Below are 14,271 nucleotides of genomic sequence, written 5' to 3'. Positions count from 1 at the left end.
TCCGCTGCGGGTCAGGTGGGCGGGCAGTTGGGTGCGTACTGGGAGCCAGGTGCGGCCGCGGAGCCGGGTGCGGGCAACGGTCAGGTGAGGGCTCGTTCGGCGACGGTCAGGTCGGCGACCAGTCCTTCGTACGCCTTGTCCTGGTCGTCCGCGCGGAGCACGGCGGACGGGTGGATGGTGGCCAGCAGTTGGGTCGGTGGCGCGTCCGTGGTGTCCCCGGCACTGTCCACCGGCACCCGCTGAAAGTCCTCAGGGTGCTCGGCGGCGGCCGGCCAGGGCAGCAGCTCGCCGCGCTGACGGGTGACCCGGAAGCTCGGGCCGAGCAGCGCCTTCGCGGCGGTCGCGCCGAGCACCACGATGACCTGCGGGTTCAGCTGGGTGAACTCGGCGACCAACCAGGGTCGGCAGGCGGTGATGTGCACCCGGTCCGGAGTCTGGTGGATCCGCCGCTTGCCGCGCAGCTCGAACCGGAAATGCTTGACCGCATTGGTCAGGTAGATGTGGCCGGGGTCCAGCTTGGCGTCGTCGACGGCGCGGCGCAGCAGCCGACCTGCGGGGCCGACGAAGGGCAGACCTTTCTGGTCTTCCATGTCGCCGGGCTGTTCACCGACGAAGACCACCCGCGCCGTGGCGTCTCCCCGGCCGAAGACGGTCTGTGAAGCGTCGCGGTACAGCTCGCAGCCCTGACAACCGGCCGCCGCAGCCCGCAGTTCGTCGAGAGTGTCCGCCTGCGGCGGAATGAACTGCTGGGCACCAGGCGCAATCTCGACCATGCCGACCTTTCTACCCGCCCCACCCCCCCACACCACTCCCCACCCCTACTCCACCACACCACGCACACCGCCCACACAGTCCACCACGCCGCCACACCAGCACGCCGCCACCCGCACCGCGCCACCCGCACCGCGCCACCCGCACCGTCGCCCACGCCATCGCCGATCACGTCGACCGCACTGTCCACGCCGATCAGACTGTGTCGATCATGCACTTCCGGTCCCCCTTTGGGGCGGATATGACTGTTATGCCCCGACGGAAAGTGCAAGATCGCGGGGGCGGGGGGCGGGGGGTGGGGGGTGGGGGGGTGGGGGGTGGGGGTGGGTTAGGTGGTGAAGGTGGGGGGTGGGGTGGGGTGGGCGGCTTGGGTGAGGGTGTGGGTTAGGGGGTGGAGGTCCGGCTCGGTGAGCGGGCTGACGGTGAGGCGTAGGGCGGGTGGGCTGGCGATGCGGAAGAGAGCGCCGGGGGCGGCTAGCCAGCCGGCGTCGCGCAGCATGGTGGAGGCGACGGTTTCGTCGGTCACCGGCACCCACACGTTGAGTCCGCTGCGGCCGTGTGCGGTCAGGCCACGTTCGGCGAGGGCGTCGACGAGTCCGCGGCGGCGGCGTTCGTAGCTGTCGGCGGCCCGTTCGATCAGGGCGGTCACCGCCGGGTCGCGCCAGAGGGACAGCACCAGCCGCTGCGCCACGGTGGAGACCCAGCCGGTGCCGACCCGGGTACGGCCGGCCACCCGGGCCACCGTCGTCTCGTCTCCGGCCAGCACGGCCAGACGCAGGTCGGGGCCGAAGGGTTTGCTCACCGAGCGGACGAAGGCCCAGTGGGCGGTCGCCCCGGCGAGCGGGTGCAGCGGTACGCGGGCCAGTTCGGCGGCGTGGTCGTCCTCGATCAGCAGGACGTCGGCGCGGCCGGCGAGCAGGGCACGCAGGGCGGCGGCGCGGTCGGCGGAGACGGCGGCGCCGGTGGGGTTCTGGGCACGACTGGTCACGATGAGCGCCCGGGCACCGGCCGCGAGCGCGGCGGCGACGCCCGCGACCAGTGGGCCGTCGTCGTCGAGTGGTACGCCGATGGGGCGCAGGCCGAGGGCGGCGATGAGGTCGAGTTGGTTGGCCCAGCCGGGATCCTCCACCGCGACGGCGTCACCGGGGCGCAGGTGGGCTGCGAGGAGTCGTTCGATGCCGTCGAGCGCGCCGCTGCTGAGGGTCAGTTCGGTGGCGGGTACGCCGTCGGCGGCGAGTCGCTGGCGGGCCGCCTCGGCGAACTCGGGCAGCGTGCCGGCGTCGGAGTAGCTGATCGCCGGGCCGATGGTGTCGGCGAGCGCGGCGAGGTGGGGGCCGAGCGGCGGCAGCAGCCGCGCGTCGGGTTCGCCTTTGGACAGGTCGCGCAGCCCGGCGGCGGATGGGGGGCGTAGTGCGGCCCGGCGGGCGGCCACCGGTGGGCGGGGGCGGACCCGGGTGCCGTGCCGGCCGGCGGTGACGATGAGTCCGCGTTGGCGCAGTTCGGCGTAGGCGCGGGAGACGGTGGCCGGGCTGACGGCCAGGTCGGCGGCGAGGGCGCGTACCGGTGGTAGCGGGTCGCCGGGGGCGAGGGCGGCGTCGCGGATGCCGGACTCGATGCTTGCGGAAATCTCGGCGGCTGTCGCACCGCTCACCTGATATCGTGCTGACACAAATTCAGCATTGTACTAGAACAAAGGTGGGAGCATGTACGCGCCGACCGCCCGCACCACCGCCAGTCGCTCCCGGGAGCGGATGAGTTACGACCGCGCCGCCGCCCACGCCGTCCTCGACGAGGCGTACCACTGTGCCCTCGCGTTCACTGTGGACGGTGAGCCTCGGGTGCTGCCCACCCTGCACGTACGCCTCGGTGACACGCTCTACCTGCACGGCTCCACCGGCAGCCGGCCGCTGCTGGCCGCCCGCGGTGACGGGCTGCCGGTCTGCGTGGCGGTCACCCTGCTCGACGCCCTGGTCTACGCCCGCTCGCAGGTCCACCACAGCGCCAACTACCGCTCGGTCATCGCGCACGGCACGGCCCGACTGGTCACCGACGCCGCCGAGAAGGCCGAGGTGCTGACCGCCCTGGTCGACAAGGTCGGTGCCGGTCGCGCGGCGGACAGCCGACCGCCGAACCGGCGGGAACTGGCCGAGACCGCCGTGCTGGCGTTGCCGTTGACCGAGGTCTCGGTACGCTCCCGTGCCGGTGGCGTCATCGAGGAGCCGGCTGACCACGCGCTGCCGCACTGGGCCGGGGTGGTCCCGTTGCGGTTGACCGCGGGCCTGCCCGAGCCGGACGTCGGGGTCACCACGCCCGTGCCGGCCTACCTGCGACCGACCCGTACGCCGTGGCACGAGCCCGTGGTGCTGCGCGGCGAACACGTGCTGCTGGAGCCGCTGGACCTGAGCCACACCGAGGGCCTGTTCGCCGCGACCGCCGATCCGCAGGTGTGGCAGCATCTCGGGTTCCCCCGGCCGGCCGCCGCCGACGAGTTGGCCGCCCACGTCGGCGCCTACCTGGCCGCCTGGCAGCGCGGTGAACAGGTGCCGTGGGTGCAGCGCTGCGCGGTGACCGGTGCGGTGGTCGGCACCACCTCGTACTACGAGATCGACCCCGACCGGCGGTCGGTGGCGATCGGGCACACCTTCCTCGGTCGGCCCTGGTGGCGTACCGGAGTCAACACCGAGGCCAAGCTGCTGCTGTTGGAGCGGGCCTTCGGCGACCTGGAGGCGGTGCGGGTGGTCTGGCACACCGACATCCGCAACGAACGTTCCCAGCGGGCCATTGAGCGGCTCGGGGCCACCCGCGAGGGCGTGCTGCGCAAGCACCGGCTGCGCCCGGACGGCTCGTGGCGGGACACCGTCCAGTATTCGATGACCGTCGAAGAGTGGCCGAATGCACAGGTCAGGCTGCGGGAAAGGCTTCGCGCGAAGGCACCTTCGGCCTGATGATGTCCAGCGTGCTGGGGATCACCGACATCTGGACGTACGTGCTGGGCACCGTGGCCATCGTGCTGCTGCCCGGGCCCAACTCGCTGTTCGTGCTCTCCACCGCCGCACGACGCGGGGTGGGTGTCGGTTACCGGGCCGCGGGCGGCGTCTTCGTCGGCGACGGGGTGCTGATGTTCCTCTCCGCGGCCGGGGTGGCGTCGCTGCTCAAGGCGTACCCGCCGGTCTTCCTCGTGATCAAGTACGCGGGTGCGGCGTACCTGGGCTATGTCGGGTTGACCATGCTGCGCGCGGCCTGGCGGCGCTGGCGGGACCGCAACGATCCCACCACCCCGCGGCTGATCGACGCCGCGCAGCCGGCGGAGATGCGCAGTCCGTTCCGCAAGGCGCTGGTGATCAGCCTGCTCAACCCGAAGGCGATCCTGTTCTTCGTCTCGTTCTTCATCCAGTTCGTCGACCCGACCTACCCCTGGCCGGCGTTGTCGTTCCTGCTGCTCGGCCTGATCGCCCAGGTGACCAGCGCGCTCTACCTGACCGCGTTGATCTTCGCGGGCACCTTCCTGGCCGCCCAGTTCCGCCAGCGTCGCCGGCTCTCCGCCGGCGCGACCACCGCCGTCGGCGCGCTCTTCCTCGGCTTCGGCGTCAAGCTCGCCCAGGGCTGAGGTGCAAGGAAGGGCCCCTTGTTAACGCCTGAGGTAGTGAAAGGGCCCCCTGTTAACACCTCGGCTCCGGCGCGCGGGCGGAAGGGTCAGGTGCCGTCGCCGCCGGTGCCGGCACCACCGGCCGTGCCGCCGAGGCCGTAGCCGGGCGGAATCGGCTGGTCGGGCGGGCGGCTGACATGCGCGGACTCGCTGATGTTCGCCGACCAGTCGGCGTGCGCCGCGGCGGCGGCGTGCCGGTTGATCGTCTCGCGTAGCCAACCGTCGACCGTGGCGGTCCAGTCCCGCTTGTCGGCGTCGACGTGCCAGCTCCGGAACCGGCTGATGCTGGTGTGGGTGATGCCCGCCAGCGCCAGCCGACGGTCGCACCAGAAGATCACCTCAAGGCCGGCGGAGTTGGTCACGAAGATCACCTCCAGCTCGGTGATCGGCCCGGCGTAGAGCGGGCCGACCCAGAACCCCCACCGCTGGTGCAGGGACAGGGTCTGCTCCACCCCGGGCAGCCGGCCGTCGATCAGACCGGACTGCCGCGCGCTGAAGCCGAGGGTGTCCAGCGCGCCGAGGATGTGCTGCTGGGTGGGGAGCGGGTGGACGAAGATCGGCACCATCGCGCCCTGGTCCAGCGCCGGTTCGATGGCCACCTCGGTACGCAGCCCCATCCGCAGGCTGAGCAGCGGTACGCCGCCGAGCGTGGTCACCGGGGTCTCCCAGGGCAGCGGGAACTCGAACGGGATCGACCGGGCCCGCCCCGCCCGTAGGACCAGAGCGTCGGACACCTGCGCCTGGTGGAACTGCACCAGGCGGCGGGGTGCCTCCGGGTCGTCCGGCTCGACCGTGCTGACCAGGCCGAGCCGGACATGGTAGACCGGCACGTCGACGGAACCGGCGATCAGGTTCACCCGCCCCGGCAGCCGTAGGCCGGGGCGGGTGCTCGGATTGGCCAACGCGGTCTGCACCGTCAGGCCCGTACCGCCCGGTGACACCCCCGTCAGCCGCATCCGCGTCGCTCCTACCTCAGCCGGCGTACCGCGCGCGGGATCGGATCGGTTTCGTCGTCGAACTCACCGATGACTTCCTCCAGCAGGTCCTCCAGGGCGACGAAGCCGACCGGTCGGGTCGGACCGGCGCCGTTGCGGACCATGGCCAGCTGGGACTGGCGGGCCCGCATCACGGCCACCGCCTCGGTCACCGTCGCCGAGTCGGGCAGGGTGATCGCGTCGTTCATCAGATCCGCCGCGGTGGCATCGGGCCGCACGGCGGCGGCACGTACCGCCTCCCGTACGTGCACCAGACCGCAGACGTCACCGGCGGCGTCCAGCACCGCCAACCGCGACCGGCCGCTGTCCCGGCTGACCTGTTCGATCCGCTCGACCGGGTCGTCGCGGCGGACCGTCACCATCCGGTCGAACGGCTCCATCACCTGGGCCACCGTGGTGCCCTGCAGCTCCAGCATGCTGGTCAGCAGCTCGTGCTGGGCGGCACCGAGCAGGCCGTGCTCGCGGGACTGCTCCAGCAGCATCCGCAGCTCGTCCGGGCCGTGCACCTGCGCCAACTGGTCCTGCGGGTTGACCTTCGCCAGCCGCAGCATCGCGTTGGCCACCGCGTTGAGGGCCGACAGCACCGGCCGGGCCACCCGGGCGAAGGCCCGGAACGGCAGGGCCAGCAGCAGCGCGGAGCGCTCCGGGTGGGTGATCGCCCAGGACTTCGGCGCCATCTCGCCGACCACCAGGTGCAGGAAGGTGACCAGGCTCAGCGCGAAGATCAGCGCGATCACGTGGCTGGCGCCGGAGGGCAGGCCGACGGCATGCAGCAGCGGCCCGACCAGTCGTTCGATCGCCGGCTCGGCCAGGGCACCGAGGCCCAGCGTGCACAGGGTGATGCCCAGTTGCGCGCCGGCCAGCATCAGCGACAGCTCGCGTACGCCGTCGAGGGCGGCCTTGGCCGCCCGGCCACCGCCGACGGCCGCCTGTTCCAGGCGGTACCGCTTGCTCGCCACCAGGGCGAACTCGGCGGCGACGAAGAACCCGTTGAGGGCGAGCAGGATCACCGAGGTGATCAGCGCGAATCCGGTGCTCACGCGGTCACCTCCTCACGCCCGCCGGCCAACTGCAGGCGGACCGAGTCGGCCACGTGCCGGTCGACCGCGAGCACCTCGACCAGGGCTCGCGGGGAGACCTCGGCGTTGTCACCGTCGGCAGGCAGGTCGATCTCCAATCGGTCCCCGACCTCGGGCACCCGGCCCAGCTCGCGCATGACCAGACCGGAGAGGGTGTCGTACTCGGGATGTTCGGGCAGCGAGATGCCGGTGCTGTCGGCGACCTCGTCGATGCGCCAGCGCGCCGGCACCACCCAGGAGCCGTCGTCCTGCCGGGCCGGGGCCCGCTCCGGCGGGTCGTCCTCGTCGCGGATCGGGCCGACCAGTTCCTCGGCGATGTCCTCCAGCGTGATCACGCCGGCGAAGCCGCCGTACTCGTCGACCACGCAGGCCAGCTGACGGTGCCCGGAGCGCAGCCGGTCCAGGACCGTCGGCAGCGGCAGCGTCTCGGGCACCAGCAACGGTGGTACGGCCACCTCGCTGATCGGGGTGGTGGCGCGCTGCGCCGGAGGCACCCGGAGCACGTCGGAGATGCCGACCACACCGACCAGGTCGTCCACGCCCTCGGCACCGCGTACCGGGAAGCGGGACCGGCCGGTGTCGAGCAGTTCGACCACCCGGCTGATCGTCTCGTCGGCGCGTACGGTGTGCACGTCGACCCGGGGCACCATGACCTCACCGGCGGTCAGCTCGCGGAAGTCGAGGCCTCGATCGAGCAGCTCGGACATCTCGGCGTCGAGGTGCCCTTCCAGGCGGGACTCGGCGATGATCTGTTCCAGGTCCTCCGGGGTGGCGCCGCTGGGCAACTCCTCGATCGGCTCGATGCCGACCCGTCGCAGCAGCCGCACCGCGGCCCGGTCGAACAGCTTGATCAACGGGCCGGCGATCGCCATGTAGAACAGGGTGGACCGGGACAGGGCCCGGGCGACCGGCTCGGGGCGGGCGATGGCCAGGTTCTTCGGGGCCAGCTCGCCCACCACCATCTGCACCACGGTGGCGATGACCAGAGCCAGCACGACGGACAGCGGCAGCGTGACGCCGGAGGAGACGCCGGCCACGCCGAGCAGTTCGGCCAGTCCGGCGCCGAGGTACGGCTCGGCCACGTAACCGACGAGCAGGGCGGTGACGGTGATGCCGAGCTGGGCGCCGGAGAGCATGAACGACAGCCGCGCGGTCACCTCCAGGGCCCGGGCGGATGCCTGGTCGCCCTCGGCGGCGCGCTGCTTGAGCTTGCCCCGGTCGACGGCGACGTAGCCGAATTCCTGCGCGACGAAGTAACCCGTCGCGACGGTCAGAACGATGATCAGGAGAAGACCGACGAGGATCAACACGGGAAGCTCAGGGCTCCCGGGGTCGTCGGGTCATGTGGATGCCGGGGCTTACCCGGCTGGCTACTGCTGCCCTCCTGGGCAGAAGAGTCGATCATGCGGTCATTCTACCGGCCCGGCCGCCCCCGTCGTGGGGGCTGGGCGGCCCGTGCCTCCGGGATGTGAGATGTCCGCCGGCCCGAGCGTCACCGGGACACCGCGGTCATCAGCAGACCCATCCGTCACCGTCAGCGGTCGGCCAGTTCGTCGGCGTCGAGCAGGCCCCGATCGAAGCGCCCGGTGCGGTAGGCGGCCCGACCGATCATCTGGGCGGCAACCGGGGCGGTGGCCAACTGGAAGACGCCCACCAGCGCGACCATGCCGAGGTCGGAGAGGGTACGCAGCCGCAGCACCAGCCCGAGCAGCAGCAACAGCACGCCCAGCACCTGTGGCTTCGTGGCGGCGTGCATCCGGCTCAGCGTGTCGGGGAACCGCAGCACCCCGATGGCGGCGGCCAGGCTCAGCAACGCCCCGGCGACCAGGCTGACGGCACCGAGCCAGTCCGCCACGTCGGTCACGGTGAGGGCCCAGTCCACGGCGGGCGGTATCCCGCCCGGCCCGGCGGCGGGCGGCGTCACGACTGCTCCCGAACGGCGAAGCGCACCAGGGAGACCGAGCCGACGAAGCCGAGCAGGGCGAGCACCACCAGTACGGGCAGCGTGCTGGCGTGCCGGTTGAGCGCCGCCTCGGCACCCACCGCGCCGACCATCGTGGCGAGCAGCATGTCGGCGGCGACCACCCGGTCGAGCAACGACGGCCCCCGGTAGAGCCGGACGAGGGCGAGCAGCGCGGCCATGGAGAGCAGGCCGGCGATCATCAGGCCGAGGAGGAAGGTCACGACAACTCCTTGTCGACGGGTACGGAGAGCACCTGACGCAATTCGGCGTTCGAGCCGACCGCGGCGACGATCCGCCGCTCCACGACGCGGACCTGCCGACGGGCGGCGACGAGATCCGCCGGGCCGTGCACGTCGAGCACGTGCACGTAGAGAACCGCGGCCTGCCGATCCGTCTCCACGATCAGGGTGCCGGGGACGAGCGACAGCACCTCGGCGGTGAGCGCCAGGTTGAGATCGGTGGGCACCCGCAGTCGGACCGCCACGATGGCCGAGCGCGGGACGTAGCCGGGCTGCACCGCGATCCGGGCCACGTGCAGGCTGGCCCGGATCAGTTCGCCGACGAACCGCACCGTGAACACCAGCAGCCCGCGCAGCCGCAGTCGACCGTCGAAGGTCACCGGCGGTAGCGGGAAGAACAGCACCACCGCCGCGGCCACCAGCATCCCACCCAGCAGATTCGCCCAGCTGAAGTCGCCCCAGAACAGGTTCCAGGCCACCACCAGCCAGCCCACCGCCAACGCCCGGTCGCGTCGACGTCCCAGCCGGGAACGCACACCCTGCGCGGGCGTCGCGTCCGGCTCCGGCCGGGTCACGGCGGCCCGCCCGGCAGGACGGCATGGATGTACGGGGTTCGTTCCCGCAGGTCGACCGCTGCGCCCGTGGTCACGTCGAACAGGGGGCCGGCCGCCACGGTCAGGGCCACGCCGAGGACCACCAGGGCCGCGGTGGCCCCGACCGTCAACATGGGCAGCGGTGCGCTCGAGTTGACTGTCACGCAGGGCACCCGCCAGAACGCCATGCTCCACGCCCGGCTGGCCACGTAGAGGGTGAGCAGGCTGGTGACCGTGCCGACCGCCACGAGCGTCCAGGGCAACGCTCCGCCGACGGCCGCGCCGGCCTGGAGCAGGCCGAGTTTGCCGAGGAACCCGGAGAACGGTGGGATGCCGGCGAGGTTCATGGCCGAGACGAAGAAGAGCAGTCCGAGCAGGGGCGCGACCCGGGCCAGCCCGCCGAGGCGGCGCAGGTCGGTGCTGCCGGTGCGTTGCTCGACCAGGCCGGCGACCAGGAACAGGGTGGTCTGGATGGTGATGTGGTGGACCACGTAGAAGATCGCGCCGACCAGGCCGGCCACCGTGCTGAGCCCGACTCCGAAGATCATGTAGCCGATGTGGCTGACCAGGGTGAACGAGAACAGCCGCTTCATGTCCGACTGGGCCACCGCGCCCAGGATGCCGACCAGCATGGTCAACCCGGCCACCACCAGCAGCAACGTGCCGGCCTGCCCGCCGGGGAAGAGCAGCGTCTGGGTCCGGATGATCGCATACACGCCGACCTTGGTGAGCAGGCCGGCGAAGACGGCGGTGACCGGGGCCGGGGCGGTCGGGTAACTGTCGGGCAGCCAGGCCGACAGCGGGAAGACCGCCGCCTTGATGCCGAAGGCCAGCAGCAGCATCAGTTGCAGGCTCAGCCGGACCCCGTCGGGCAGGGCGTCCAGTCGGGCGGCGAGGTGGGCCAGGTTGAGGGTGCCGGTCGCCGCGTACACCAGGCCCACCGAGACCAGGAAGATCATCGAGGCCAGCACGTTGACGACCACGTAGGTGGAGCCGGTACGGATGCGCAGCCGGGTGCCGTTGAGGGTGATCAGGACGAAGCTCGCGGCGAGCAGCATCTCGAAGCCGACGTACAGGTTGAACAGGTCACCGGCGAGGAACGCGTTGGTCACGCCGGCGGTCAGCACCAGGTAGGTGGGGTGGAAGATGGCCAGCGGCGCGCTCTCGCCGGTCTCCCCCTGACCCTGGCCGATCGAGTAGAGCAGCACGCAGAGGGTCACCGCCGAGGAGACCACCAGCATCAGCGCGGCCAGTTGGTCGGCGACCAGCACGATGCCGACCGGTGCGGGCCAGGCGCCGATCTGGACGACAAGTGGCCCGTGCTGGTAGGCCCGCATCAGCAGCAGCACCGACACCAGCAGGGTGGCGCTCAGGCAGCCGACGCTCACCATCCGCTGCGGCAGGGGCCGATTCGCCAGCAGCAGCGTCAGTGCCGCGCCCAGCAACGGCAGCAGCACCGGCAGCGGTACGAGCGCGCTCATCGTCCGCTCCGGCCGGGCTTCGACGCGTACCGGATCATCCCGGCCCCTCCCCGCGCCGCCGCCCGGGTGCGGGCGCGTCGAGTTGTTCGGGGTCGAGTTCCGGTGGCTCCTCACCGAAGTCGACGGTCGAGACCTCCTTGCGCGCGGCGCGTTGCTTGATCCGCTGGTCCTCGATGTCGTCGGGCACCTCGTCGTCGCCGTCCAGGTACCAACTGCGGTAGCTGATGGCCAGCAGGAAGGCGGTGAAGCCGAAGGTGATCACGATGGCGGTGAGCACCATGGCCTGCGGCAGCGCATCGCTCATCGCCGCCGGGTCGGTGACCCCGGCCACCGGCGCCCCGCCGGGCCGTCCGCCGAAGATGATCAGCAGGTTGATCCCGTTGCTGATCAGGATGACGCCGAGCAGGACCCGGCTCAGGCTGCGTTCCAGCAGCAGGGTCACGCCGCACCCCACGAGGATCCCGATCGCGAGGAAGGACACCAGGTTCGCACCGGTACCGGTCACCTGCGCCGCCCTCTCCCACGTTCGACGGCGAGCACCCCGGGCCGCCCGCCCGAGGATTCGATGTTCCGGTCGACCTCGGCACCGAGACTGCGCAGCACGTCCAACGCCAACCCGATCACCACCAGGTAGACACCGACGTCGAAGAAGAGCGAGGTGACCAGGTAGAAGTCGCCGACCAGCGGCAACCAGAAGTCGATCTTGGCGCTCTCCAGCGCCTCGCCACCGGCGAACATGCTGGCCAACGCACCGCCGACCGCCACCGCCAACCCGGCCCCGAGCACGGTGCCGGCGTTGACCGGCGCGGCCTCGGCCAGTTCGTACCGACCACCGGCGAGGTACCGCATGGTCAGCGCCAGGCTGGCGACCAGCCCGCCGGAGAAGCCGCCGCCGGGCGCGTTGTGGCCGGAGAACAGCAGGTAGAACGAGAACAACACGGCGGTGTGGAAGATCAACCGGGTGACCACTTCCAGCACCAGGGAACGGTTGCGCTCGTGCAGGGTGGCACCGCCACGCAGCCAGACCGGTCGACCGGCGAGGACCTCGCCCCGGTCGACGTCCAGTCGACGTGGCCGGGGGCCGGTGCGGGACCGTTGGAAGACCAGGCTGGCCACCCCGGTCGCGGCGACCACCAGGACCGACAACTCACCCAGGGTGTCCCAGGCGCGGATGTCGACGAGCGTCACGTTCACCACGTTGCGGCCGTGTCCCTGCTCGACGGCGAGCTGGGGGAAGTCCTCCGAGATGCTGCGCGCGTGCCGGGCGGTTGCGGCGGCGACGGCGAGGCCGGCCACGGTCAGCCCCACGATCGCCCCGATCCCCCGTCGGAGCCAACGGCTGCTCCACAGCGGACGCACCGAGAACCGTTTCGGCAGGCGGCGCAGCACCAGCACGAAGACCGCGATCGTCACGGTCTCCACCAGGAACTGGGTCAGCGCGAGATCGGGAGCGCCGTACAGCACGAAGAACATCGCGGTGCCGTAGCCGGTCATGCCGACCAGCAGCATCGCGGTCATCCGGCGACGGGCGCCCACGGCGAGGAGCGCCGCCACGCTGATCACCACCAGCACCACCGGCTGGGCCGGCGTCAGCCACAGCGCGATCGGGTACTGCCACGGCTGGATGTACAGCAGCACACCACCGGGCACGGCGGCCAGCACCAGCAGGATCAGACCGAGGTACTGCGGCAGCGAACCCCGCTGGGTGACGCTTGTGACGTCCACCGCGACCCGGTCGAAGCGGTGGGTGACCCACTCGTACCCCTGCTGACCGGTGACCGGCGCGCGTACCCGCGCCAGCGCGGGGGCCAGCGGACGGCGCAACCAGAACACCACCGCGCCGCCGGCCAGGACCAGCACCGACAGTCCGAGCGCCAGGTTGAGGCCCGACCAGATCGCCAGGTGCGCGTGCACGGGCCCGAAACTCTCGGCGTACGGCCGCAGCAGGTGGTCGACCGGGCCGGCGGCCAACCCGGCGGCGAGCCCGACGAGGGCCAGTCCGGCCGGCGGCAGCAGCATCGTCGGCGGGATCCGCCCCAGCCTGGTCGGCGCGATCCCCGGGCGGCTGCCGAAGGCGCCCCAGAGGAACCGGAGGCTGTAGGCGACGGTGAGCACGGTGCCGACGACCAGCACCGCCAACACCACCGGTCGGTCGGTGAACGCGGCGAACACCGCCTCCTTGGCCACGAACCCGAGCAACGGCGGCACGCCGGCCATGGAGGCGGCGGCGAGCACGGCGACGCCGGCCAGCACCGGTGCGGCGCGTCCCAGCCCGGAGAGTTTGCGCAGGTCCCGGGTGCCGGCACCGTGGTCGATCACGCCGACCACGAGGAACAGCGTCGCCTTGAACAGCGCGTGCGCGGCCAGCATCGCCACGCCGGCCAGCGCGGCGTCCGCGGTGCCGACGCCGATCGTCACCGCCAGCAGGCCGAGTTGACTGACCGTGCCGTAGGCGAGCAGCAGCTTCAGATCGTGCTGCCGCAGCGCCGCCCAGCCGCCGATCACCATGGTGGCCAGCCCGGCGACCAGCACCACCGGTCGCCACGGCGCGGCCCCGGCCAGCACCGGGGCGAGCAGGCCGAGCAGATAGACGCCGGCCTTCACCATCGCCGCGGCGTGCAGGTACGCGCTCACCGGTGTCGGCGCCGCCATCGCCACCGGCAGCCACGAGGTGAACGGCAGCAGCGCCGACTTGGACAACGCGCCGAGCAGGATCAGCAGCACCGCAACCACCAGGTACGTGCCCTCGGGCAACGGGCGCGCGGCGATCTCCGACCAACGGTAGGTGCCGGCGTGGTGGCCGAGCATGATGAACCCGACAAGCATGGCCAGGCCACCGAGCGTGGTCAGGATCAACGCCTGACCCGCCGCCCAGCGGGCCGAACGCCGCTCGGCGCTGTGCCCGATCAGCAGGTACGACAGGACGGTGGTCAGTTCCCAGCAGACGTAGAGCAGGAGCAGGTCGTCGGCGAGGACGAGCCCGAGCATCGCCCCGGCGAAGCCGACCATGACGGCGGCGTACTGGGCCGTGCCGACGGCGTCCGCCGGCAGGTAGCGCGCGCTGTAGACCAGCACCACCGCGCCGACACCGCCGACCAGCAGCGTCATCAGCCAGGACAGGGTGGTCATCCGCAGCGCCAGGTCCAACCCCAACTGCGAGATCCACGGGTACGTCTCGACCACCGCGCCGCCGTGCGCCACGTCCGGCGTACGCACCAACGCCCACCCGAACGCGGCGGCGGGTGCCAGGGCCAGCGGGTAGCAGGCACGCGGTCCCCACCGACGCACCAGTAGCGGCGCCACGATGGCTGCCGTCAGGTGCAGGGTCAGCAGTACGAGCACGCGCGCTCCCGTCGAGGTGGGGCAGCGGCGCCCTTTTCGCGTGCTGGCGCCTAAGAGGGATCAGACGACAGTTTCACCGCAAGCCAGGCGACTTTGGCGAAAAAGCCCCATATCTGATGCACCTTGCCGCAATGGCATGACGGTTCTCGGCCAGCCGTGCCA

13 protein-coding genes are annotated in these 14,271 nt (G+C 71.7%); 2 read left to right on the top strand and 11 right to left on the bottom strand.

Translation table 11 applies throughout. The annotated features are described in order from the left end of the window. Nucleotides 1-80: 80 nt before the first annotated feature. Together VAB18032_RS07690 and VAB18032_RS07685 are read right to left on the bottom strand one after the other, a co-directional pair. On the bottom strand, nt 81-773 hold the full coding sequence (locus tag VAB18032_RS07690; protein ID WP_013732229.1) for a UdgX family uracil-DNA binding protein: 693 nt from the start codon (nt 771-773) through the stop codon (nt 81-83). 326 nt (nt 774-1,099) lie between these two features. Then, nucleotides 1,100-2,440, bottom strand: coding sequence for an aminotransferase class I/II-fold pyridoxal phosphate-dependent enzyme (locus VAB18032_RS07685; RefSeq protein WP_043720020.1), 1,341 nt, complete (start codon nt 2,438-2,440; stop codon nt 1,100-1,102). Between the two features lie 34 nt (nt 2,441-2,474). Between VAB18032_RS07685 and VAB18032_RS07680 the strand changes: the two genes are divergently transcribed. Both VAB18032_RS07680 and leuE read left to right on the top strand, forming a co-directional pair. Next, the gene (locus tag VAB18032_RS07680; RefSeq protein ID WP_013732227.1) at nt 2,475-3,716 is read left to right on the top strand and encodes a bifunctional pyridoxamine 5'-phosphate oxidase family protein/GNAT family N-acetyltransferase; all 1,242 of its coding nucleotides are present in this window, start codon (nt 2,475-2,477) and stop codon (nt 3,714-3,716) included. Then, entirely contained in the window at nt 3,716-4,378 is a 663-nt protein-coding gene (leuE, locus tag VAB18032_RS07675; protein ID WP_013732226.1) for a leucine efflux protein LeuE, read from the top strand. The genes VAB18032_RS07680 and leuE overlap by 1 nt, the downstream gene beginning before the upstream one ends. An 86-nt stretch (nt 4,379-4,464) precedes the next feature. On the opposite strand, the gene VAB18032_RS07670 is transcribed toward leuE, so the two are convergent. The 9 genes from VAB18032_RS07670 to VAB18032_RS07630 all read right to left on the bottom strand — a co-directional run bounded on the left by VAB18032_RS07670 (nt 4,465) and on the right by VAB18032_RS07630 (nt 14,109). Further along, a complete protein-coding gene (locus VAB18032_RS07670; protein ID WP_013732225.1) occupies nt 4,465-5,373 on the bottom strand; it encodes a sporulation protein in 909 nt (302 codons plus the stop codon). Nucleotides 5,374-5,384: 11 nt separating this feature from the next. Then, complete coding sequence (locus VAB18032_RS07665; RefSeq protein ID WP_013732224.1) at nt 5,385-6,452, bottom strand: hemolysin family protein; 1,068 nt, start codon at nt 6,450-6,452, stop codon at nt 5,385-5,387. Continuing rightward, nucleotides 6,449-7,801, bottom strand: a complete 1,353-nt coding sequence (locus VAB18032_RS07660) for a hemolysin family protein (protein ID WP_013732223.1) — start codon at nt 7,799-7,801, stop codon at nt 6,449-6,451. Before VAB18032_RS07660 ends, VAB18032_RS07665 begins: the two co-directional genes overlap by 4 nt. Before the next feature lie 224 nt (nt 7,802-8,025). After that, nucleotides 8,026-8,355, bottom strand: coding sequence for a monovalent cation/H(+) antiporter subunit G (mnhG, locus tag VAB18032_RS07655; protein ID WP_043723396.1), 330 nt, complete (start codon nt 8,353-8,355; stop codon nt 8,026-8,028). Nucleotides 8,356-8,411: 56 nt separating this feature from the next. Next, on the bottom strand, nt 8,412-8,654 hold the full coding sequence (locus tag VAB18032_RS07650) for an MrpF/PhaF family protein (RefSeq protein WP_198408952.1): 243 nt from the start codon (nt 8,652-8,654) through the stop codon (nt 8,412-8,414). 17 nt (nt 8,655-8,671) lie between these two features. Then, on the bottom strand, nt 8,672-9,268 hold the full coding sequence (locus VAB18032_RS07645; RefSeq protein WP_013732220.1) for a Na+/H+ antiporter subunit E: 597 nt from the start codon (nt 9,266-9,268) through the stop codon (nt 8,672-8,674). Then, complete coding sequence (locus VAB18032_RS07640) at nt 9,265-10,767, bottom strand: Na+/H+ antiporter subunit D (protein WP_013732219.1); 1,503 nt, start codon at nt 10,765-10,767, stop codon at nt 9,265-9,267. The genes VAB18032_RS07645 and VAB18032_RS07640 overlap by 4 nt, the downstream gene beginning before the upstream one ends. Before the next feature lie 34 nt (nt 10,768-10,801). Continuing rightward, the gene (locus tag VAB18032_RS07635; protein WP_013732218.1) at nt 10,802-11,272 is read right to left on the bottom strand and encodes a Na(+)/H(+) antiporter subunit C; all 471 of its coding nucleotides are present in this window, start codon (nt 11,270-11,272) and stop codon (nt 10,802-10,804) included. Further along, the gene (locus VAB18032_RS07630; RefSeq protein WP_013732217.1) at nt 11,269-14,109 is read right to left on the bottom strand and encodes a Na+/H+ antiporter subunit A; all 2,841 of its coding nucleotides are present in this window, start codon (nt 14,107-14,109) and stop codon (nt 11,269-11,271) included. The genes VAB18032_RS07635 and VAB18032_RS07630 overlap by 4 nt, the downstream gene beginning before the upstream one ends. Between the last annotated feature and the right edge of the window lie 162 nt (nt 14,110-14,271).

This window comes from Micromonospora maris AB-18-032, assembly GCF_000204155.1.
In the GTDB taxonomy this organism is placed as follows: domain Bacteria; phylum Actinomycetota; class Actinomycetes; order Mycobacteriales; family Micromonosporaceae; genus Micromonospora; species Micromonospora gifhornensis.
Note: the sequence above shows the minus strand (reverse complement) of the source record. Positions and strands in the feature narration are given on the sequence as shown.